This window comes from Fusicatenibacter saccharivorans (genome assembly GCF_015557635.1).
Taxonomy (GTDB): domain Bacteria; phylum Bacillota; class Clostridia; order Lachnospirales; family Lachnospiraceae; genus Fusicatenibacter; species Fusicatenibacter saccharivorans.
The window spans coordinates 1-22,242 of sequence record NZ_JADNOP010000021.1 but is presented as its reverse complement, the minus strand read 5'-3'; the positions used below and the strand labels follow the sequence as shown (position 1 = coordinate 22,242).

16 protein-coding genes and 1 CRISPR repeat array are annotated in these 22,242 nt (G+C 38.3%); of the genes, 15 read left to right on the top strand and 1 reads right to left on the bottom strand.

Annotation, left to right across the window (positions count from 1 at the left end; all coding sequences use genetic code 11):
- The first annotated feature begins 400 nt into the window (after nucleotides 1–400).
- The 5 genes from I2G42_RS14610 (at nucleotide 401) to I2G42_RS14590 (ending at nucleotide 6,465) form a co-directional block, all read left to right on the top strand.
- Nucleotides 401–3,274 carry a WYL domain-containing protein gene (locus I2G42_RS14610; RefSeq protein ID WP_055226054.1) on the top strand — a complete coding sequence of 958 codons (2,874 nt, stop codon included), beginning with the start codon at nucleotides 401–403 and terminating at the stop codon, nucleotides 3,272–3,274.
- Between the two features lie 161 nt (nucleotides 3,275–3,435).
- Entirely contained in the window at nucleotides 3,436–3,744 is a 309-nt protein-coding gene (locus tag I2G42_RS14605) for a hypothetical protein (protein WP_055226056.1), read from the top strand.
- Nucleotides 3,745–4,176: 432 nt separating this feature from the next.
- Nucleotides 4,177–4,770, top strand: coding sequence for a ClpP family protease (locus I2G42_RS14600; RefSeq protein WP_195531205.1), 594 nt, complete (start codon nucleotides 4,177–4,179; stop codon nucleotides 4,768–4,770).
- Nucleotides 4,767–6,053 carry a type IV secretory system conjugative DNA transfer family protein gene (locus tag I2G42_RS14595; protein WP_195531204.1) on the top strand — a complete coding sequence of 429 codons (1,287 nt, stop codon included), beginning with the start codon at nucleotides 4,767–4,769 and terminating at the stop codon, nucleotides 6,051–6,053. Before I2G42_RS14600 ends, I2G42_RS14595 begins: the two co-directional genes overlap by 4 nt.
- 220 nt (nucleotides 6,054–6,273) lie before the next feature.
- A complete protein-coding gene (locus I2G42_RS14590; RefSeq protein ID WP_118742305.1) occupies nucleotides 6,274–6,465 on the top strand; it encodes a hypothetical protein in 192 nt (63 codons plus the stop codon).
- A gap of 124 nt (nucleotides 6,466–6,589) precedes the next feature.
- Here the strand turns inward: I2G42_RS14590 and I2G42_RS14585 are convergent, their stop codons facing one another.
- Nucleotides 6,590–9,001, bottom strand: coding sequence for a TM1812 family CRISPR-associated protein (locus I2G42_RS14585; protein ID WP_195531203.1), 2,412 nt, complete (start codon nucleotides 8,999–9,001; stop codon nucleotides 6,590–6,592).
- A gap of 238 nt (nucleotides 9,002–9,239) precedes the next feature.
- Between I2G42_RS14585 and I2G42_RS14580 the strand changes: the two genes are divergently transcribed.
- The 10 genes from I2G42_RS14580 (at nucleotide 9,240) to I2G42_RS14535 (ending at nucleotide 22,068) form a co-directional block, all read left to right on the top strand.
- The gene (locus I2G42_RS14580; RefSeq protein WP_156327523.1) at nucleotides 9,240–9,554 is read left to right on the top strand and encodes a CRISPR-associated protein; all 315 of its coding nucleotides are present in this window, start codon (nucleotides 9,240–9,242) and stop codon (nucleotides 9,552–9,554) included.
- A 19-nt stretch (nucleotides 9,555–9,573) separates the two neighbouring features.
- Nucleotides 9,574–11,109 (top strand): Cas10/Cmr2 second palm domain-containing protein, encoded by a 1,536-nt coding sequence (locus I2G42_RS14575; RefSeq protein WP_195531202.1) that lies wholly within the window; start codon nucleotides 9,574–9,576, stop codon nucleotides 11,107–11,109.
- Nucleotides 11,100–13,229 carry an RAMP superfamily CRISPR-associated protein gene (locus I2G42_RS14570; protein WP_195531201.1) on the top strand — a complete coding sequence of 710 codons (2,130 nt, stop codon included), beginning with the start codon at nucleotides 11,100–11,102 and terminating at the stop codon, nucleotides 13,227–13,229. The genes I2G42_RS14575 and I2G42_RS14570 overlap by 10 nt, the downstream gene beginning before the upstream one ends.
- Complete coding sequence (locus I2G42_RS14565) at nucleotides 13,226–14,593, top strand: RAMP superfamily CRISPR-associated protein (protein WP_195531200.1); 1,368 nt, start codon at nucleotides 13,226–13,228, stop codon at nucleotides 14,591–14,593. The genes I2G42_RS14570 and I2G42_RS14565 overlap by 4 nt, the downstream gene beginning before the upstream one ends.
- A 5-nt stretch (nucleotides 14,594–14,598) precedes the next feature.
- Complete coding sequence (locus I2G42_RS14560; protein ID WP_195531199.1) at nucleotides 14,599–14,970, top strand: hypothetical protein; 372 nt, start codon at nucleotides 14,599–14,601, stop codon at nucleotides 14,968–14,970.
- A 1-nt stretch (nucleotide 14,971) separates the two neighbouring features.
- Nucleotides 14,972–16,789 (top strand): TIGR03986 family type III CRISPR-associated RAMP protein, encoded by a 1,818-nt coding sequence (locus I2G42_RS14555; protein ID WP_195531198.1) that lies wholly within the window; start codon nucleotides 14,972–14,974, stop codon nucleotides 16,787–16,789.
- A 2-nt stretch (nucleotides 16,790–16,791) separates the two neighbouring features.
- On the top strand, nucleotides 16,792–17,514 hold the full coding sequence (cas6, locus tag I2G42_RS14550) for a CRISPR-associated endoribonuclease Cas6 (protein ID WP_195531197.1): 723 nt from the start codon (nucleotides 16,792–16,794) through the stop codon (nucleotides 17,512–17,514).
- A gap of 181 nt (nucleotides 17,515–17,695) precedes the next feature.
- A CRISPR array of direct repeats spans nucleotides 17,696–18,271; the repeat unit is 29 nt; unit sequence GTTGTACCTTACCTATGAGGAATTGAAAC.
- A 22-nt stretch (nucleotides 18,272–18,293) separates the two neighbouring features.
- Nucleotides 18,294–18,554, top strand: coding sequence for a CRISPR-associated endonuclease Cas2 (gene cas2 / locus I2G42_RS14545; RefSeq protein WP_055226072.1), 261 nt, complete (start codon nucleotides 18,294–18,296; stop codon nucleotides 18,552–18,554).
- Between the two features lie 7 nt (nucleotides 18,555–18,561).
- Nucleotides 18,562–20,460, top strand: coding sequence for a CRISPR-associated endonuclease Cas1 (gene cas1, locus I2G42_RS14540; RefSeq protein WP_055226073.1), 1,899 nt, complete (start codon nucleotides 18,562–18,564; stop codon nucleotides 20,458–20,460).
- A gap of 1,296 nt (nucleotides 20,461–21,756) precedes the next feature.
- The gene (locus I2G42_RS14535) at nucleotides 21,757–22,068 is read left to right on the top strand and encodes a hypothetical protein (protein WP_055226075.1); all 312 of its coding nucleotides are present in this window, start codon (nucleotides 21,757–21,759) and stop codon (nucleotides 22,066–22,068) included.
- The last annotated feature ends 174 nt before the right edge of the window (nucleotides 22,069–22,242 follow it).

Genomic DNA, 22,242 nt, shown 5'->3' with positions numbered 1-22,242 from the left:
ATGCAGTGTATTGTGACACGAGAAAGAGTTTTATTTTTGCAAAAACATTTTTAGTTTTCCGGGTACATTCAGGTATAGAGATACGGGAGGAAAAACTTAACAGTTTGTAAAGAATAATTCGATAGATTTTTTCGTGGGGAGAAATATAGGATTTTGGAAATAAAATATTTTATCGAAGCAATGTGTTCTGTTTTTTTCATTTATATAAGCGTATAGAAATTTTGTTGTCGGGGTGATTTTTTTAGACTGAAATCTTCGTTTTCTCGCTTATATTCTTTTAGCTGCTGTGCTAAAATAGTGGCAGAGATCAGGATAATAATCTGATAGATATAGAATCTTTTGGATGAAGATCAATTCGTCAGAATGGTACGAAAGCATAAGAAGTGGAGTGGGATTAAATATGGGAATAATTCTTGAGAAGTCAAAATTAATATTTGACGAATTGGTCGGAACCAGTTCGTTTGATGATGTTTTTAAGAATAGTATTCGCGATTACTATACATATGGGTTTAAATCATACGATCAAAATATAAAAGGAAGTCAAAGTGTTAAGGACAGATGGAAAATTTTCAGTAAAATTCTTGGAGAAAAATGGTACTTTGAAAAAAGAAAAAAAGGAAGAAATCAGATTGTTTTGAAAACAATGCCTTCCGGAACAGATAACCCGGTCGATGATTTTTACTTTTTACATAATCTCAGCAAAATAGGTGATTATCTTAACTATCTTTTAGATATGGACAGAAGATCAACATTTAATGGAGAAACAAAAGATCTCCCGGTAAGTCAGGACGAATTGTATTCTGTAGAGGGAAATGCGGGTACTCAGAATTTAGAAAATACAAATCTTGTTGAATATGCAATTATTAGCAATTGGATAGAAAAGTTACAAGATAAAATGGTTACTGAGAATGAACCTGACGGGGATACAGATGATCCAATAAGACTTAACCGTCAATTAAACATTTGGTCTGTCCATACTCGATTTATGCCGGCCAGCTACAAAGATAAATATGCGAACCTCAGTAACCGGACAGAATATTTGTATTCATTAGGGGTAATCGGAGATCTTAGAGATAATCCAGAACAAAGAAATAAATGGCTGGAGAAACAATGGAGAGCCTGGCGGGATAAAGATTCAGATGGTGATAATTCTGTTTTCAAAAAGTATTTTAGCAGTGAGACATCGGAGAAGGCGAATCATTTTTGGTATAAATCTCCGTTGACGATGGCAATGATTTGTGATACCGAAGATTCCTGCCTTTTCACTGAAAAATTTTTGGAAATGTGTGAATTCTTTTCTCAATATTATCCGTTAGGTGAAGTTGGAACTATATTATCGGAAAGATGTAGTATAAAAAAAGGACAAACAGAGAAGGAGATATTTCGGTTCAAGCATAATTATGTTCAAAAGACATTATATGATTACAACATGATAGACATTCTGACTGCGATAGAGAATGGATATCTTTGTGCACTTCAATATTCTCATGGAACAAATTTAAAAGCATGTGAAGAATTGATTATCCCGTTAGAAATTCGAATAAGTGTTTCAAATGGACGTGAGTATGTTTTGTATTATCATATTCTGGAACGCAGAATAAAAGCATTGCGCTTGGAATTTATAGATAAAATAACGTTATATTCACATGTTGATTCTATGAGTAAGGTTAAGCGCACTGTAACTAAAACAGGAAAGAAAAAGAGTGTGCAGGAGGAAAAATTATTTGATATAAAAATCGATGAAACTGACTTGGTAAAACAGGTTGCATTAGCAAATAAAATGTTACCGTATATCTGGGGGACTGATGTCCATGATTGTATTGTTGACGAAGAATGGGAGAGCCGACTGATATCCTTTGAAGTGCCTGTTTCTATTAATTCTGAAACGGAACAATTCATAAAAAACAGAGTAATTAAGGAAAGAAGAATCGAAAAACAAGACCATATAATTACAATTTTTCCAACAAAAGAATTGAGAAATTGGATACGCAGCTTTTATCTGCGTGTTACTAAGCCAGAAAAAATACCTGTTTCTTTACTGGATATCGATGGTGACGTTAACGCAATGTGGAATGTATATTTCAATAAACGAATTTTGAACGGCGATGAAGGAGAAGAATATAAGAAAAATACAGATAAGAAATATATAGAAGAGAGTTTTTCGGTGAATGGAGATATTGTTTCAGAAACAGAGGGACATGGGGCTTTATTTAACGAATTATTTAGCTGGTATTCTATTGTTTTAGCAAATTCGGTTTTATCAATAGATGGCGAACATACTGTGGACTGTAATCTAAAAGAAGAACTTAACAGAGTTTTGGATTATTATACTGATGAAGAACAGGAATGGGTGAAGAATGAATTATATGAGTACATTTTGGAATCAGAGCTTGTAGACGGTAAAGGAAAAGTAAGGTTCAATGTTCCCAAAATAGATTACTTATATGATTTGCTTCCGATTACAAAAATTGAGGTAAGATGGTTATTGTCTGTGTTGGATGATCCTTTAGCAAGAGTGTTCTTGTCTCCGGAACAGATTAATGCTGTCAGGAAGTGTTTGTCCTGTGCACCATTTAAGGTGGAGAAATTACAGATTGATGCCATAAATTATTTTGATAGATACAATATTGAGGGGCGAATCTCTAAGGGGAAAAAGCACATTGCACAGAAAGGCCGTGTGAACGAAAAAGATTTGTTTCATATACGAGCATTGTATAGGGCAATCGTAAATGAACAGAAAGTTCATATTGTTTATAGAAATTGGGAAGGTAAAAAGAGACATGCAACTTGTGCACCGGTGCGTATAGAGTATTCAAGACGGGACGATGTTTTTAGGGTTTGGTATGTGCATGTGCAAAACGCAGAATCAAAAATTGGTATCATTAATATTCCAAGGATTGTTCGGGTGGAAGAATTAGTGGGTGAATGTTTTGACTTAAAAGAACAGAGAAAAATTCTTGATAAATTATATGACAAAACAATGACATCTATACAGATAGAGTTTTACCAGGGAATAAAGAACCTTCCGGATAGAATTCTGACAGAATTTTCTCTTTGGAAGAAGAAATGTGTGTATGATCCTTTGAGTTATAAGTTTACAATGATATTGTACTATTCGGCCCTTGATGAAAAAGAAATATTGATTCGATTATTAAGTTACGGACCGTATATTCGGGTTATTGCGTCTGAGGATAATTATATTTTGTCAGAGATCCAGGATCGTATTAAAAAACAAAGAGAAATTATCAGAGACAGAGAATTTGAAATAGGATAAATTTTAAAAGATAACTCGAGAAAGTAATATTAAATCCGACCTGTTTAAGGAACAGCAGTGAGTATTTAAGAGAGCAATACGAGATAATGGTACGATGACGTATAAAGAGATAGTAAAAAAGAAATCGATTAGTACATGACACAGGAATAGAGAACAACTATTTGGAGTCTGATGCGGATGATATTTATAAAAATGTAAATCTGATCCTTGAAAGATATATAAAAACTGAGGTTAGTAAAGTTATTTACCGAAAGAACAAAGAATTTACAGAAGAAGCTGAACATAATCAGGCTGAACCAACGTTCCCTATGTTTATCAGTAGCATTACGTCGTATACGTTTGAACAGTCAGAGTTTATAGAAGAATTTTGCGGCAAACTTAAAAGTATTGGCATTAAACCTGTGCGCTGCGTAATGACAGATTTTGATCGCAGGAATCTCCTGTTGAACTGGAAATGCCGCTTGATATGAATGATCCTATGATTAAAGAAACATTGAGTGTCTTGGAAAATTATAAAAAAGAAGTAGAAGCAAAAACGTGATTATTTAAATTTATGAAATGAAAGAGTAAGGGTTCATTTCATAAATTGAGCAGATAATGGAATTACGGAACGTATACGCTTAAGATCAGATAAAAATTGGAAAAGAAGTTTTGTGATATTAATTAAAAATGTCGCAGAACTTCTTTTTTTGTATCTTTTTTTGCCGATACGAGACAGAAAATCCTTCGAAAATTTTATATTCTATACCTGTACTTCAGAGATGAATGTACCGCCTGGTGGCTGGGGCGTAGAGTTCAGATGACAGTGACCGTAAAACGGCTGAAGGTTTGCGGGGGACTGAAACACCAACGTGCTACGCAGGATTAAAAATCGTTGTTAAAAAAGAAAAGGATGAGGAAACATGAATATTATCGAGAAAAGTTCAAACGGAATCTTTCAGATTTCCGGGGATGCAAAACTCATGTCAAATCGTAAAGTCTTTATAGAGGGAGAAATTACTCCGGAAACGGCATGTGAGTTTGTGAAGAAAATCATGATTTTAAATATGCAGGATCCGGACCGGCCGATTGACCTTTTGATTAATACACCTGGCGGCTGTATCAACTCCGGAATGGTGTATTACGATGTCATTCAGGCAAGTAAAGCCCCTATTCGTACATTCTGCATTGGCAGAGCATATTCTATGGGAGCGATTTTACTCGCCTGTGGGAACCACGGCCGGTATATACTTCCGCATGGGGAAGTAATGATCCACGAGCCTCTGCTTGGAAACCACGTGAGTGGCAACAGCTCATCCATCAAATCCATTTCGGAATCCTTGCTGGAAACGAAACGTAAGATGAATCAAATTCTGGCAAAACACACAGGACAGACAGAGGAGACGGTGGAGAAAGCGACCGGTTATGACCACTATTTCAGCGCTGAGGAGAGCCGGAACTTTGGTTTAGTGGATGAGATCATAGATTTCGGTAGATTATTGGAGGAATGCGAATGAATAGTACAGAGAGAATGATTCTTGGAAACGATTGCATTTACAGCGGGGATCCGGAGGAAACGGGTTTAAATCGTAACGTTTTGATTGTGGGAGGCACCGGGAGCGGAAAAACGAAATCTTATGTGGAACCAGAGCTTATGGAGGCACTGAGAGTGGAAAATCCTAATAATAAGTGTGTGATTCTCACCAAAAGAGATATTCCGGACAGGTATATCCCTTTGTTTGAGGCAGCTGGGTTTACAGTATATGACCTGGATCTCTCGGATTCGGAGAAAGGGAATTGCTGCTATGATCCGCTAGCTTATGTCAAGTCTGAGGAGGATATTTCGGACCTGGCACATGCAATTGTTATGGCGAATGAGCGAAAAGAGCATAGTAATGCGGATCCCTTCTGGGATGACAGTTCAGAGCAATTATTGGGCGCAGAGATTGGAGCAACTCTGATGACGAAAAATAAACCAACTTTCGCAGATGTGCTTGATCTGCATTTCAGCCTGAAAATCGAGGAATCCGGTTGTGGAATAACGACGTCACTGGATTCACTTTTTAAAACAATCGAAAAAGCGGCACCGGATTGCTATGCTGTCGTATGCTGGAAGACATTCAAGGAGGCTGCGGCGAAGACTGCAAAGTCAATATATGTTTCTTTGAATCCGACATTAAGAGCATTTACAACAAGCATCAGAAATAATATGAGAAATAAGCCGCCTGTTGATTTTGATAAGTTTGCCAGTGAAAAATCAATCTTGTTCATTACGACAAGCCCCGTAAAAAAGGCTCTTCATGGTTTGGCCAATATTTTCGTGTCTCAGGCGATCTCAGAATTATTTACAATTGCAGACGAGAGCATAGCCGGAGCTTTAGAGATTCCAACAGATATCATTTTTGACGACTTTGCAACCGGGGCTAAGATAAGCGATATGCCCGAAAAACTGAGTATCTGCAGGGCAAAAGGGATTGCCTTTTCCGGGATTTTATTACAGTCAGAAAGTCAGTTAAAGCGAATGTACGGCGAATATGAAGCGATAGAGATCATTGACCAATGTGATAGTTATGTGTTTTTTGGCGGAAATAATTATGAGACAGCAAAGGCACTCAGCCTGAAAATGAATGTGCCGCTTGACGAAATATTGTATCTCCCGGTCGGCCGCACAATCGTCTTTCGCCGTGGCCAGAAACCGGTGTTTTCTACAAGATATGATATTTTCCATGATGAATTTTACCAAAGAATCACACAGTCACATACGGGGCAAAAAGATGATCAGTGGTCGAAGGACCGCTGATCATGAGCGGGTGTATCAGTCCAGAGAAAGCAGCGTTTATTTATTTGAGCAAATTGCACGGTCGATGCGGATAGAATTGTGATATGATAATAAAGAAGAGTATGTTTTGTACGTGTTGAAAGCTTAATCTGGAGCCAGAAATATAAGGAGAGATGTAGGCAGATACAAAGATGAACTAATGGATTGATTGAGAATATTAAGGCTAAGGGGGATAAATAAATTGAGCGATAAACATAAAGAATTTGCTGAAGCTATGCGAAAGATTATGCGTAACACTGAAGTGGAACAAAAGAAAGCTGAACCAAGGTATGTTGATGAAGAAACAGATGAGGAAACCCACTCTTTGCAGGAACTGCTTGAGGCAAAGTTTGATGAACTTTTCGGACCGATAGAAGACGATGATGCAGATTGATAACTGTATGGGGAGGGGTAACCTCCCCATTTGTATCTCGTTTCATTATTAAAAAAGATTGTATCAGAAAAGTGTAGGTGCTAACAGATATGGACGATTACCTGCTTACATGGAAAAGAATACGTTAATTCTGGTTTGGATTAATCTGTTCCAGCCATATCATATAATATTTTAATGCGAGGACGATGGCATCTAATTTGTAGTTCAATTCAGAGGAAGCATGATTCATGGTATTTCGCACATCTTTCAAGGTTTTATGTAATATGAGTAGTTGGAATAAAACCGTTTTGTCAATGGAGTCGGAAATAATGATACATTCCGGTACATTAACATATCTGAAAGCTTGTTGTGTTTTGTTTTTTAAAGATACAGTTGGGTGTTTTAAAGCATTCTTTAAATAATTATTTATAGCGGCAGGTGAAGTTAAAAAGCGTGGTGTTGTCTGGAGAGCATTTAAAAAGTGCGTATAATCCTGTTCAGTTAACTGATTAAATTTTGGACGAGTTAAAAAAAGTCCCGTTGTATCGTTTCTTACAATATCTGTTGTGATGCGGTAGACAAAAGCATTAAAAAAGTCATTTACTGTGGCGGGGGCAAATTCTTCCGAAACTTTGTAACAGGTAGTTTTTCCTTTTCGTACGGGAGTGTAACTGGGATTTATTTTTAAGACTTTCCAATCCTCAATAAGTAACAAAGAAACTCTGGATTCAATCAGTGTTAATGCCTGCTGATAAAACCCTTTTTCTCTGCACCAGGCTATTTCATCAGCTACATTATGCTGGGTTACAAGTTTTTTATAGTCTTTTTTTATATCTGTTTTATAAATTTCCAGATATGAAGTATTTATATCGGTTGTTTTAGCCCTAGCATTTTTAGAAAAAAATGTTTGAAGATTTTTTAAACCATTTTCAAATTCTGGAATACAACACCACTGAATACCATTGGCAACATTCTGAATTGCATTTATAAAATCCTGTTCGGAAGAATCCATTTTGGAATGAGAAGAGGAATAGCTCATCAGAGTGTTAGCTCTTCCACTGGAAATAAATTCGTTGATACCTGAAACGAAGTCAAAAATTTTTAGATTTTCTGTTTCAGAGGTAATAATACTGTTTTTGCTTTTTTCAGAAAACTCTACACTAAATGCCTCTTTAACATGAATATCCTCTATTTTCAAAAGAGAGATGGTTGCTTCCATAATACGTTGTATACCGCGAATGCCACCATGAGTATCCAGATATAATACTGGATTTTTTATGCCACGTAGCGTATCAATAACCTGTTGGATTCCGTCATAAGGGGAAAACAGGGAAAATGTTATCGGAGTGAAGCGTTCGTCATCACTCAAATTAGGATTCATATAATTGCGAATTTGATTCTTGAAATATTCAAGAGGTGAGATATTCATCATGATATTCTCAGGAGTAGTGATACTTGTTTCTTTAAGGGTCTTATCTGTGCAAAGCATGATAATTTTGTCAAGATTTTCATTGCTTTCAGCAAGTAATTCATCCAGCATTTTAGGAATGGGATCCAGCTGATAACGACCAATAACAGTTCCTTGATGTCCATTGAAATTATATTCAAATTTGTTTTTCTTCATCTGACCAGGAAATGTACTTAGAGCAAGCAGGAGTACATTTGTATGATGATGTTCAGGAACAAACTGGTGAGTCTGGGTATGGGTTTCGGCTTCATTTTCCTCGAAATCTGGCATTACTTTTTGCGTATCCTCAATTGGAATCATCTGTGGCAGGTCAGAAGCGTTTGAAGGATACATTTCTTTCTGCTTTCGTGATAAAACTCGTTTTGAATAAGGAATAAAAGAGATATCTACAGGAATTCCCTGTCTATAAGCAGTTATTCCATTGGACTCTTCCATCTGTAATTCGATTCGCCTTATTAAATCCTGCACAAATTCAGAAGCTTTTAAGTCAGCAGTTTCGTATATGGATTCGATATAATATGCTAATTCATCTGAAAAATCCGAAGTGGCCGTATAACCTTTTTGTTTGAAAAGATTAAGAAAGTGGCAGGTGATTTCTTCGGAGTGTAGTTTTTCAAGATGAATATGGCGGGCCAGAACACGGTAAAAGAAATGCTCATTGGAACGAAAGCGATTTTCTATTACATGGGTAGGGGCACATACAATTTTGATAATATCAGGTGTGGATTGAAATTGTGAGATGATAGAATCCAGGGAACCATCATCTTCGCAATCTGTAAGGACTAAGATTTCTTTCGGAGTCTTAAAATACTCTTTTAGTGTTATCTGAGATAAACTTTTTTCTGTGGCATGTTTTAACAGATATTTGTCTTTGGTATTAAGTTGTGGAAGGACAGATTCCAAAATGCTTAGGAAAGTCTGGTAAGAACTGTCTTCATCATATTGTATAAGCAGACCATAGGGAATAATTACATTTTGTGAGTTGCAACGATTGACAAGAAAATGTAAAAAACCAGTGAGAATAGTCTTCTCATGCTCGGAAATATGTAATTGCTTTTCAAAGTTTAATAGAAGTGCATTTATTTCCATAATATCGTTACCTCCAGAATGAAATATTTATAATAATACTACCATATTTATTATAAATACACAATAATTGATGGATTTATAATTGAAAGGACTGAAAATTAAACAAAAAATATTGAAATGACAGGAAAAAAGAAGTATGCTTATTAAAACTGCTTTGGTTGACTTTTTATAGATAAGGTAAGAAAAAATGAAAAAATTTGTGAATTGTTCGAATCATCCTTCCAGGTTATGGTCGGTTATGCAAAGAGAGACAGCAGAAAAATATGGAGAAATAGTAGATGTACCTTTTCCGGCAGTGGCATGTGATCTGACGGATTCAGGTCTGGAAGAACTGGCAGAGCAGATAACAAGAGATATATTGGCATTGGAGCCGACGGCTGTTATGTGTATGGGCGAGTTTGTAGTCTGCTTTCGGATAGTTCAAAAGCTGAAAGCAAGAGGCATTAAAGTGTTAGCAAGCTGTTCAGAACGCAGAGCCACAGAACATGTGAAAGAGGATGGGACGGTACAAAAAGAGACACTATTTGTTTTTCAGGGATTTCGGGAATACTAATGAAATCAGGAGGAAAGTTATGAAAGCGGAATTACTGGATCAGCAGGTTCTGGCAATGTATGATGTGCGCGGGATTCAAAGCTACATTTTTAAAAGCAATGCAGCGAAAGAAATTGTAGGAGCCTCTGCGCTGGTAGAAAAAATTATCACAGAAGGATTGCGGGAATATGTGAGTATACAGAAGAAAAATTTGTCGACCTATATGATGGACTGGAAGAAAGATAATCCAAAGGCGTTTCTGGAAGACCAGGAAATCGAAATGCAGATTATGTTTATCGGTGGTGGAAATGCTTATGTATTATTTCGACATGGAAGAGAATGTGAGAAAGTAAATCGATTTCTGGCGAAATATCTATTGGATAGAACATATTCACTGAATTTAGCAGTAGCAGTGGTTTCTAAAACAGAGGATTACAAAAAGGATTATGATGCAATTAATAACAAGATGCGTGAGATCAAAGCAAGTATGCCGTTGAGCATGCCTGTGGGTGCAATGCCATTTATGGCAGTGGATACGATTACGGGCTATCCGTTAACGAGTAAGGATACAAAAGGCAACTATTATTCCACAGAGGCAAGCCTGAAAAGAGCCGCATTTCCTAAGATGGAAGATGAAAAACTTTTTGATAACATGATTACAGAAAAAGGGGATAGCAGTACCTTGGCAGTGTTTCATATTGATGGAAATAGTATGGGAAACACAATTCGGAATACGATGAAAGACATTAGGGGATATGAAGATGCAATTACAAAAATGCGGAAGTTATCTTTAAATATTTCTGGGAATTTTCGCCAGACAGTAGATGAAATGAAAGGATACATGGAGTTTTTGACTCCTCGGATAAAAGACACAAAAAAACACAAATTGTACAGAGAAATTATTGTTGCGGGAGATGATATTACTTTTGTATGCAATGCAAAACTTGCTATTCCGGCAGTGAAATTTTTCCTGGAGAATATCAGTAAAAAAGGTGATTTTTCAGCTTGTGGAGGAATTGCATTTTTTAATAGTCATTTTCCTTTTTCAGATGCTTATCAGGTGGCAGAAGCATGCTGCGATAATGCAAAGAAAAGAGCTAAACAGCCAGAATGTAAAGGTAAAGATGGAAGATATGATAAGATTGGCAATTTCTTGGATTATCAAATTTGTACAAATATTCGGGCGTCTGAACTTGATACGTACCGTGACAGACACTATACAGCAGACGGAAAAGAATTTATTTCCCGTCCATACTATGTTCCGTTTGAAAAGGATAACTGGAATATGAATGAGAAAAACGAGTGCTATGACATTGCTCAACTGATGAAGTGGATGATATATTTCGGGGGAAAAAAGATAAAGTCAAACTCTGAGGAACACTTATTGGCAAGAGGCAATGCGAAAAAACTTCGTGATGCTATTCCTATGGGGAACACAGAACTTGAAGGTATACTTTCCTTTCTGAAGTCGAGAGGATATACCGAATTGGAAAATCCGGAGAAGAATGCAGCAATCTGGTATGACGCATTAGAAATTATGGATTGGTATGTAGGGGAGGACGACAAATGCAATTGATAATCAGACTTCTTAGTGATCTTTGTACATGTTCTGGCGATACCCATAATAGTCTGGTAGATACGGATGTGGTATATGATGAAAATGGAATTCCTTATATTCCGGCAAAAAGAATAAAGGGGTGTATTCGGGAAGTGGCCCAGGAAATGGTGGAACTTGGTATTGCAGATGCAGAAATGCATGAAATATTTGGAAAAGAAGGACAACAAAATTCAGCTTTTTCTCTTTCGAATGCTTACATAGAAAATTATGAGAAAGTGACAGCTGCTCTGAAAAAATGCCACCATGCAGAGCTGAAAAGTCCTCAGAATGTACTGAACCAATATACTTATATGCGGACGCAGACAGCAGTGAATTCAGAAACAGGTACTGCTCAGGAAAATTCCCTGAGAAGAATTCGGGTTGTGAAAAGAGGTCTGGTGTTTACGGCAGAATGTAACTGGAACAGAAAGGTATCTTTCCCGGAACTTCTTAGACAGGCAGTATCCCTTGTAAAACATATGGGAATGTCTAGGACAAGAGGGCTGGGGCTGGTGGAAATGGAATTAATCGGGTTGGATAAAGCGCAGAAAGAGACTTTGGAATCTGACAGATGGCAGCACGTACTCCTTGATAAAAACCAGCTTTATGATCATAACCAGATAAAATATACTGTTCGCCTGAGAAGTGCGATGATCTGTAAATCCACACAGGGGAATCAGGCAGTGACAGAAGATTATATTGCAGGCAGCAAGATTCTTGGCCTGATCGCCGGTGCCTTGAAGCCGGAAGGCTATAGTCGCCTTCTGGAAAGCGGCGAAGTAATCGTAACGAATGGTTATATCACAAACGGAGAAGAACGATGTGTGCCAGGACAGATTTCTTTGCAAAAGGTAAAGGATCAGCGTTACGACAGTAACGGAGAGATGAGAATAAAGGATATGCTTCTGACAGATCCGCTGGAAATCAGAGATAAGCAGATGACACCTGCAAATATCCGGTATATGGATCATACCGGTACTATAGAGGATGTGGAAACAGAGATCAGTTACCATCACCAGAGACCGTCAGACAAATCCGTAGGACGTGCGACCGGACTGGACGGTTCCAGTTTTTACCAGCTTGCAGCAATTTCGCCGGGGCAGAACTTCTGCGGATACATATATGCCGGCAGAGAACAGACAAAGCAGATCATAGAAGCTGTGGAAGCTATGGGTGAGGTACGTATGGGGTATGGACGTTCCAGTGAGTTTGGGGCGGTGGATTTTACACTGGATTCTGTAGAAAAAAGAGAAGAAGAACACAAAATAGTAAGGCGGGCAATTCTTACGCTGGGGGCAGATGTACTTCTGTATAACGACCAGGGAATGTTTACCACCGACGTTCGGGTTTTAGAAAAAGAATTATGCAAAATGACAGGATGCCGGGATCTTCATCTGGAAAAACCATATATCCAGTTTAATGCCATCGGCGGATACAATGTAACCTGGCAGCGAAGGAAACCAGCAGTATACGCACTGGCAAAAGGAAGCACCTTCCTTCTTCACTCAGAAAACGGATTTGATATGGGACTTTTGAATGGAAAGTTTGCAGGAGAACGTGTAACGGAAGGCTTTGGAGAACTTCTGGCAAAAGAACCGGCAGAAAGCTCTGATGTTGTGGTAAAAAAGGTGCGGGCAGAAAAACCGGCAGAAAGAATGGTAGAAATAATGTCACAGGATACCACTGGAATTCTGGACGGACTTCTTCAAAAAGAATTTGAAAAGAGGCTCGAGCAGGCTGTTCGGGAAAATTTGAAAAATGAAAACCTCTTTGACCAGAAACAAATGGATAACATGAATGCAGCAATAGCGAAGTTGAGAGTCCTTTTCGGAACAGAACATTCCTATGAAAACATGAAAAATGAGGTCAGAGAGATTGAAAAGGAAAGTAAAAACAGTTTGTGTACTTTCCTGATCGAGCGGATAGATCCGGAAGAAATCGGAAAACAGGTGGAAGCAGAGATGACAGAAGCCTATGGTAGCAGCTTTAAAAATAAACTGACAGAAGAAAGACTTTTTAAGAAGGTTTACCGTGCATATCTGGCAGAACTGAAATACTTCGTAAAGACAAATCAGAAGAAAGGAGACAACAAAGAATGAAAACAGTTATAAAACGGTTGGTTTTTTATATTCAAATCCAGCTGGAGTCTCCGCTGAATGTAGCATCTGGAGAAGATGAATGGACAGATGCCGATATACTCCTGGATTTCGATGGCAATCCATTTGTGCCAGGAAACTCCCTTGCCGGTGCCATGCGTTCTTATATCGGGGAAAAGGACAATGAATGGGAGCTGTTTGGCTTTTCCAAAGACGATATAGAGGGAAAAATGAGCCCGCTTCTTATCTCAGATCTTGTATTTGACCAGGAGCCTGTGATCGGTGTGCGAGATGGAGTAGGGTTAAATGAAAAGAAAGTTGTAAAAGACGGCTGCAAATTCGATATGGAGATCCTGGAAACCGGTCTGAAGGGACATTTTTATCTGGAACTTGTTGTCAGGGAGGGGGATCTGGAAGAAGAGATGAAAAAGCAGCTTGCTATTGTGTTTCAGGGAATCCAGCAGGGAGAGATTCGTCTGGGACGTAAGAAAACCAGAGGTTTCGGAGCATTTAAGATCACCAGACTGTCAGTCAGAAGTTATGGCAAAGACAATTATCTGAAATATGCAGATGCCTATAAAGCTTCCACCTGGGAGAAAGCTTCCAATGAGCTGGAAAACTGGCTGCACACAGATTCGGATTCCAGAAGAATGATCCATATTGAAGTCCCTCTTGTGATGAAAGGCGGCATCAGTATCCGGCAGTATGCGGCAAAAAAGAATGAACCGGATTTTGTCCATATCACTTCAAACGGAGTGCCGGTGATCTCAGGCAGCAGCTTTGCAGGTGCAATCCGTCACCGGGTAGAACAGATTTTGGGAGAACTGGAAGCAGGCGGTACAAAATTACCTGTGAAGAAAAAAGAAATTCTGCAGATCATGTTTGGATACGTTGAGGAAACCGCTGGAAACCAGGCGACAGACGCAGGAGATGGAGCGAGACAGAGTGTAAATGCAGGCAGTGGCCACGCGTCCAATGTTGTGATCAGTGAGGCAAGAATTCTGGATGCCAGACCGCTTACTATGGTCCGTACTGGAATCAGCCGCTTCGAATCTGCTGTACACGATGGAGCTTTGTATAAGGAAAAAACTTATGTGGACGGACATTTTACCCTGAAAATTGCAGTGCAAAAAGGAAAACAGCCTGTGGATGCCAAATGGATGACAGGAATTCTTCTTCTGGCAGTGAATGACCTGCGGAACGGCTATCTGGCTGTAGGGGGACAAACGGCAGTAGGAAGAGGGGTTTTTGCCCCGGACACTTCTGAAGAGTATCCGAAAGGTGTGATTTTCATTGACGGAAAACCAAGACTGGAAAACCAATTCATCGCGGAAGCATTCAATTGTCTCTGCGCACATAAGAGGTGAAAAACATGGATCTGACAAGTATCCCGGAACGGGGAACACTATATGCGTTATACCTTGACAAGGTGAAGTATGAGAAATATAGTCGGAAGGAGCTTCTGGAAGACAGGCAACTAACGGAAAAACTTCTGGAGCTTCACTTATTTAATGATACCAGAGAGTATCGTTATATCAAGACCAGAAGTGGGGAAATAGAAACTCTGATCAGCGATGAGACTGTGGAACATGAGGACATTTACACGGAAAAAATAGTCACTCTGGGAAATAAAAAAGAAAAACCAGACAAAGATTCAGGGCTGGTAGAAGTAGTAAATTATATTACTTACGATGAAAACGACCTTATGCGGATCGAGAATTACAGATTGAAAGAGGTGAAATAAGATGGCAGATAAATTTATCAACCCATATAATTTTATCAATTTTCCGGCACAAAAGGCGAAAGCTTATACAGACACCGACCGCCACACCGGTGTGATAAAATACAGCATAACAACGGAATCACCTCTTTTTATACCAAATTCCAGTTCGGAATCAGCATTTAGTGAATCCACAAAGGTGGAGAATCATAAATCTTATGACTTTTTTTCCTATACGGAACTAGAGGCAGGAAAAACTTATGAGAATGAATATCATATTCCGGTAATTCCAGGCAGTGAGATGCGAGGTGTGGTGAGAAATGTTTATGAGACGTTAACGGATTCCTGCATGGGAGTGCTGAACAGTGAGGAATATCCGGTGAAACGGGCACCTGTCCGGTTTAAGCCTGCGCTTCTTTGTAGAAATAAGGAGGGGATGTTTGAACTAAGAGATGCTTTTTCAACGCCAGTGGGGGACAAGGCATTTAACGGCAAAAGTCCGATGGAATATAACAACTGGAGGAATGGGGATCTGATAGTCGGAAAGGGATATCTTCTGAAATGGGGAATGGGAGGCACCGGAAGTAAGGCGAAAAAAAGATACCATGCGTTTTCGGAGAAAAGTGCTCGTGCTGGTGAAGGCAGGTACAAGAAGAATATCGTTCTTTCCAGAGATGACGTAGAACGCAAGCTGTTTCCGGTGATTAGTTCCTATTTGTCTCAGCCGGCACTGCAAAAAAACAACAAAGATGCTTATATAGAGTACCGGAAGGATCTGGAGAACTTCTTTAAGGATAAAAAGAAACAGTATTTTCCTGTTAATTATTCCACGGTCGGAAAAAATCTGATTTATTTATCTCCTGCAACAGTAACAAAGGAGGCATTTCATAACAGCCTCGGTATGCTTGCCGGAGAGTTTGCTTCATGCACAGAAAATTTCTGCCCGGCATGCGAATTGTTTGGCCACATTGGGAAAAATGGAGATTCCAGTGGTTCTAAGATACGATTTACAGATTTATACGTGACTGACAAGAGAAGGCCTGAGGAATATTATGAATTTAATAAAATCACTCTTCAGGCACTGGGCGGACCTAAACTTGGAAATACAGAATTTTACTTGAAGCAACCTGACGGAGCAACTTTCTGGACCTATGATTATCAGGTGGTAGATGGAAAGGTTATAGCGAAACCAGGTGAATTGCGTGGAAGAAAATTTTACTGGCATTCCAGAAATAGCAGGATTCTTAAAGCAGAGCCATCCAATTTTAATAAAACAGTAAGACCAGTGACAGGAAAAGTTACTTTTAGTGGAGACCTTTATTTTGAGGAGATTTCAAAAAAGCAGCTAAATCAGCTGGTCTGGATCCTAAACAGTGAAAAAGAAAATCTGGGTCTGAAGCTTGGAAGCGCAAAACCATTGGGGATGGGAAGTATTGTCTGCAAGGTGCTTGAAGTGAAGGAACGAAGAATTGCGCTGAAGGATGGAAAATTGGAATATAAAGTTTCTCCTTTGACAACGGCTCTTACCTATGAACAGGCTGGTTTAAGTGTTCATGCCAAAAAAGAATTTTATAAAATAGCTGGTCTGGACAGTGTTCCGGAAAACATGGAAATCTCTTATCCGAAAGATATTGCCCAGAAAAACAAGGCGATTGAGAAAGGATATGAATGGTTTGTAAGAAATCGTGGCACTAATTCAGGAAAAAAGTTTGCATCAGAAAGAGAAGATATAAAGATCTACGCAAATCTTCCCAATATTCTTGATACAGATTTAGGCATGGCTTATAGTGAAAAAAAATGGCAGAATAATGGTAAGAATAATGATAGGAAGGGAAATCAATAACCATGCAGTTGGTCATACATATCGAGTTGGATGAGCCCCTTTTACTACCTGTAAATTATAATCATATTCTCCAGGCTGTTATTTATCGGTCTCTGGATATTATACCGGGCTATGCGGAATTCCTTCATGAAGGTGGATTCATGCGGGGCCAGAGGCAGTACAAAATGTTTCAATTCAGTCAGTTGAAAGGGGAATATCGAATTGAAAATAAGAAGATAACGTTTTTCTCAGAGGTTTCCTTTGAAGTGCGAAGTCCGGAACCTCTTCTGATCCGGCTTCTGGGAGAAGGCATATGGAATAAGGGCGTTACTTTCGGAAACCATGTGTATACAGATGTGGATTTGGAACTTTATGATTATACGGTGGAAGAAAGACGGCTTCTTATCAGAATGAAATCTCCGGTGACGGTATATGCCACAGATTTGAAAAGCGAAAAAACCTGGTATTTCAGTCCGGATGAAGAACCATTTTGCGAGATGATCAATGATAATTTCTACCGGAAATACCAGGCCTATTATGGAATAGCTCCTATGTCCGGAATACAGCTGGGAATCTGTGAAAACAGTATGCCGAAAAAGCTGGTAACTCGTTATAAGGGGACTTTTATTACTGCCTGGTATGGAACTTATAAACTAAGCGGAGAACGTAAATACCTGGACTTCTTGTACCAGACAGGTCTTGGGGCGAAAAACGCGCAGGGATTTGGAATGTTTGAAATACTTTAAAGAATTAAATTGGAAAAAGTCGGTCGATCTCATGCCTGAAATCATGAATTCCGCAAAATGGCGGAAATTTAAGGAAAATCAGGAATCTCAGAAAAACGATCGACCGACTTTTGTGATAAAATGGTTGCAAAAAAGAGAAAAATTTGATTTAATAGAATGTGAAAATAGCGGAAATGCTGATGTTGTACCTTACCTATGAGGAATTGAAACGCTTTTTCGATTGCTTCTTCTACAATCTGCTGAGCTTTGTTGTACCTTACCTATGAGGAATTGAAACATAATGGGTCTTTCTTTCCAAAAATCTTATGTGGAGTTTCGTTGTACCTTACCTATGAGGAATTGAAACTTAATAATCCGTGTAGCTTTCTTTTTTTCCATTATATTTTGTTGTACCTTACCTATGAGGAATTGAAACGTTTCGCCTGTTTTCAGATTCAAGTTAAATTTGCACTCGTTGTACCTTACCTATGAGGAATTGAAACGATTTCTTCTTCCTTGAATCTCAGATACACATATCTCTTGTTTCGTTGTACCTTACCTATGAGGAATTGAAACCTTTCAGGCTTGCCCTTGAAGCAAGCATCAACTGTATAATGTCAAGTTGTACCTTACCTATGAGGAATTGAAACCCATCTGTCTGTAAGCAACCTGTGGCTTATTAAAGTGTTGTACCTTACCTATGAGGAATTGAAACATGTTTGGAGATACATGTGACTGACGAATGGTCCGTTGTACCTTACCTATGAGAAATTGAATTATAAAACAAAGGTGTGAATTGAATGTACGTAATACTGGTATACGATATCCATCAGAAACGCGTTGGGAAAGCCTTGAAAATATGCCGGAAATATTTGATTCATATACAAAAGTCTGTATTTGAGGGAAATATTACAGAATCAAAATTGAAGGCGTTGAAAGAAGAATTAGGCCATCTTATTGATACACAAATGGATTCTGTCATCATTTATCATTTGGATTCGGTAAAGTATACAAAGAAGGAACAAATCGGTATCGTGCAGTCAACTTCTAACGTTATCTGAGGTGGATATGTTTACAATTGATGAAATGCTTTCGAAGAATAATCAGCGTCTGGCATTTGAACATTTCGCAACGAAAAATGATGGTTGCGGTCCAGACGGAATGCACGTTTCGGAATTGGAAAAGTACTGGAGAATGAACCATGACCAAATAATTTCGGATTTGAAGAATCAGGAATATCAGCCGGGAATCATCCTGATACGTGAGCATATGAATAAGACTGGAAAGCGCAGAAATATAGCCAGTTTGAACGTAATAGATCGATTTATTACACGGTTGCTATCCCAGAAACTGAACCGTTATTTAGCTCCCATATTTTGTGAAAATAGTTATGCATATCAGGATAGCAAAGGCGTAATGCCTGCTGTTCTCAAGGCAAAAGAATATGTAGAACTTGGAATGAGGCATGTAATTGAAATAGATTTGAAAAACTATTTTGATACAATTCCTTTGGAAAATTTGATTCCGGAAATTGAAAGATATATCACCGACGAAGCTGTTTTACATCTTATAAAGCAGTATTTGTTTTGCGATATATCCTTTGAAGGAAAAATTAGCAGAAAGACACAGGGAATTGTGCAGGGAAATGCCATCAGCCCCATTCTCAGTAATCTTTATTTAAATGATTTTGATAAAGAATTAGATGAAAGCAAATTATGTTGGATTCGTTATGCAGACAATATTTATATTTACATGGATTCCTATGAAAAAGCTTTATTGGTATACAGCGAATTAACAGAAAGGCTGGAGCGAAGAAAGTTGACTGTCAACAAAGAAAAGAGTGGAGTTTTCGACGTAAGCACCAGAAGTATTTTAGGATATGATATTCTCATTCGAAACAAAAAGGTGGATGTTAGAAAGCATATTTATAAAAGTGTGAACCAATATTCGAACTGGCACGACAGTAGGCTTGAATTTATAAACGGAAGATATCATATTACGTCGGATGGAATTCTAAACCGCCAGGATTTTGGACTTCTTTTTGAAAACGAACAAAAGAAGCACTATATCCCGGTGGAAGTGTCGGATCAGCTTAATATATATGGGAATGTAACATTGGCATCAAATGTATTGCAGAGTTTTAGTAACAGGGAAATAAAGGTTTCTTTTTTCGATAAATATGGTCGCTTGATAGGTAGTTTTTTGCCGGAAAAAACAAAGAAATCTGCAGAAATAATCCTGGTGCAAAGCAAGAATTATTTAAATGAAGACGTAAGAATGGATACTGCGCGTAGGATGGAAATTGCAGGACTTCATAATATTCGTGCAAATTTACGATATTATGATAAGAAGCATAAGGGGGATTTCAAAGAAAAAGTTGATGCAATAAGCGGGTACATAGATGCGCTGAACCGTGCCCCTTCGGTAAATGATATGATGTTACTTGAAGCAAAGGCGCGGCAATTGTACTATACTTGTTTTAATCAAATATTGGAGACTTCAGATTTCCAATTTGAAAAACGGACGAAACGTCCTCCGAAGGATGCTATAAATGCTTGCATCAGCTTTGGAAATACGCTCTTATACAATTTATTCGTAAACATTATCTGGAAAAAAGGTCTGGATCCGAGATTCGGAGTGGTGCATGCATCAAATAAAAGAAACCAGAGCTTAAATCTCGACTTCGCGGATATTTTTAAACCGATTGTTATTGACCGGATCATTTTTACTATGATTAATAAAAAAATGTTAACGCTGCTTACTGATTTTGAAACATCCAATCAAGGTGTGTATTTATCGAGAGAAGGAAAGAATATTTTTCTGCAAATGTATGAGGAAAAGTTAAAGAGCAGGATTACGATAAAAGGGAAAGAAATGTCTTATTACCAATTACTGGAGAGCGAAGTTCAAAATTATAAGAATTTTATTTTGACTGGGGAAACGTATAAACCATACAAATATTATTAACGGGGAAGCTTATGTTCCATAGCAAAAAGTCGGTCAGTCTCGTGGCTGAAATCATGAGTTCCACAAAATGGCTGAAATTCAAGGAAAATCAGGAATCTCAGAAAAACGATCGACCGACTTTTTCGATAAAATGGTTGCAAAAATGAGAAAAATCTGATTTAATAGAATCTGAAAACAGCGGAAATGCTGTTGTCGTACTTTACCTAAAAGGAATTGAAACACTTACCAGAATATACGTATTACGTAAATCCTTTGCTTTGTCGTACTTTACCTAAAAGGAATTGAAACAATCCCTAAGACCTTTATTCACCACCTTCTTCTTTAATCGTCGTACTTTACCTAAAAGGAATTGAAACTTTTTCTGTACTCAAACACAGGAAGTTGTTCACTTGTCCATGGCGTCGTACTTTACCTAAAAGGAATTGAAACTTTTTTAGCTGATATGCATCCATTTCGTCGTACTTTACCTAAAGGTGCTATATGGGGTCAGACCCCAATGTGGCACAGAAACTCTAATATAAAGATCAACCAGGTCAGAGCTTGGAAGCGGTGATGATATTGCTGCCTTTTTCTTTGCCATAACCATTCTTCTTTATTTTCTCTAAAAATGAGTACAAAAATAACACCGAACAAACTTTCTGATTGTTTGGTGCTCCAGAAAAAAGTAATATATCGTTTGGAGGGTTGTCCATTTTCTGGATGATCGATTGCCGCTCTGGTGCGCCAACACCGGGGCGGCTTTTCTTTTACGTGTGTCCAGCAAAGCTGGACTACACTTGCCGGTGTAAGTCCGGTCACGGTAATCGCCAGTGGGTCATTGGGGTCAGACCCCCTTACGATTTTCTTAAAGAAAAAGGATCAGAAATAAAAGAATCCTGAAGTGCCAGCTTCAGGATTCTCAAGTCCGTTAAGGTGGACTATTCCGTTTGGGCTAGTGCTGTCTGTCATTTCTGTCTAACCACTTGCAAATATAGTAGCCAACTACAGATGCCAATACAGAAATAAGAAAAGCAATTATGTATTCCAAATAAGTCACCTCCCTCCGCTGGAAAGAGTCGACAGCAAATCCATGATAGCATAAAAATATATTTTGAGCAATTCATATTTTCAAGTTGATTTTAAAAGAAAAACGTGTTAGTATATGAATAGCTAAGAAAAGCAATTATATTTTCAAGTAAGCCAGAAAAATCTAGAGTGCCAGCTCTAGATTTTTTGCTATACTTAAAAAACGTAAGCGCTTAATTTTCCGCAAGCACAAGCATTGGGGTCTGTCCTCATTAAAATTTTTAGCTTGCTATGGATTTGCTTAATAGGGGAAACATTTGGGTCAGACCCCATAAAGATTATCATGGAACCGACTATTGCAAACAGGTTATCGCTGATGTGTTGGTGGCCATGAACTGGGGGACGCAGAAATATCTTGGCTCGTTGGATCGCATTGCAAATGAAGTGTTTAATGTTAATTTATCTGAGGGGATAAATTATCGTATTGAATTTGCAATCAATACATATGAGAAAAAAGTTGCAAGACTTGAGTGTATGATTACCGGGCTGAAAACGGAAAACTACGATCAAAAAAGATTTTGGGGTCAGACCCAATGTGGTTAACCTAGTGTCAACTTAAGACAAGTGTCTGCTCAGGTTAATGACTAACGGTGCGAAATCGAGAAAAGAGGAAGGTAGATTTGAAAAGAAGACGCACTTTAATGAAAAGTCTAATCCCCCAGCTATGCTGGGGAGAATAGAGTAGTCGGAAGTGGTGAGGATAACAAAATAAAGCCT

What these genes read in the sequence shown, in the direction of transcription:
- I2G42_RS14555 (WP_195531198.1), top strand. Translation starts at nt 14,972, where the DNA reads ATGGCAGATAAATTTATCAACCCATATAATTTTATCAATTTTCCGGCA.
- I2G42_RS14560 (WP_195531199.1), top strand. Translation starts at nt 14,599, where the DNA reads ATGGATCTGACAAGTATCCCGGAACGGGGAACACTATATGCGTTATAC.
- I2G42_RS14570 (WP_195531201.1), top strand. Translation starts at nt 11,100, where the DNA reads ATGCAATTGATAATCAGACTTCTTAGTGATCTTTGTACATGTTCTGGC.
- I2G42_RS14565 (WP_195531200.1), top strand. Translation starts at nt 13,226, where the DNA reads ATGAAAACAGTTATAAAACGGTTGGTTTTTTATATTCAAATCCAGCTG.
- cas1 (WP_055226073.1), top strand. Translation starts at nt 18,562, where the DNA reads ATGTTTACAATTGATGAAATGCTTTCGAAGAATAATCAGCGTCTGGCA.
- I2G42_RS14575 (WP_195531202.1), top strand. Translation starts at nt 9,574, where the DNA reads ATGAAAGCGGAATTACTGGATCAGCAGGTTCTGGCAATGTATGATGTG.
- I2G42_RS14585 (WP_195531203.1), bottom strand. Translation starts at nt 9,001, where the DNA reads ATGGAAATAAATGCACTTCTATTAAACTTTGAAAAGCAATTACATATT.
- cas6 (WP_195531197.1), top strand. Translation starts at nt 16,792, where the DNA reads ATGCAGTTGGTCATACATATCGAGTTGGATGAGCCCCTTTTACTACCT.
- I2G42_RS14610 (WP_055226054.1), top strand. Translation starts at nt 401, where the DNA reads ATGGGAATAATTCTTGAGAAGTCAAAATTAATATTTGACGAATTGGTC.
- I2G42_RS14580 (WP_156327523.1), top strand. Translation starts at nt 9,240, where the DNA reads ATGCAAAGAGAGACAGCAGAAAAATATGGAGAAATAGTAGATGTACCT.
- I2G42_RS14595 (WP_195531204.1), top strand. Translation starts at nt 4,767, where the DNA reads ATGAATAGTACAGAGAGAATGATTCTTGGAAACGATTGCATTTACAGC.
- I2G42_RS14535 (WP_055226075.1), top strand. Translation starts at nt 21,757, where the DNA reads ATGGATTTGCTTAATAGGGGAAACATTTGGGTCAGACCCCATAAAGAT.
- I2G42_RS14600 (WP_195531205.1), top strand. Translation starts at nt 4,177, where the DNA reads ATGAATATTATCGAGAAAAGTTCAAACGGAATCTTTCAGATTTCCGGG.
- cas2 (WP_055226072.1), top strand. Translation starts at nt 18,294, where the DNA reads ATGTACGTAATACTGGTATACGATATCCATCAGAAACGCGTTGGGAAA.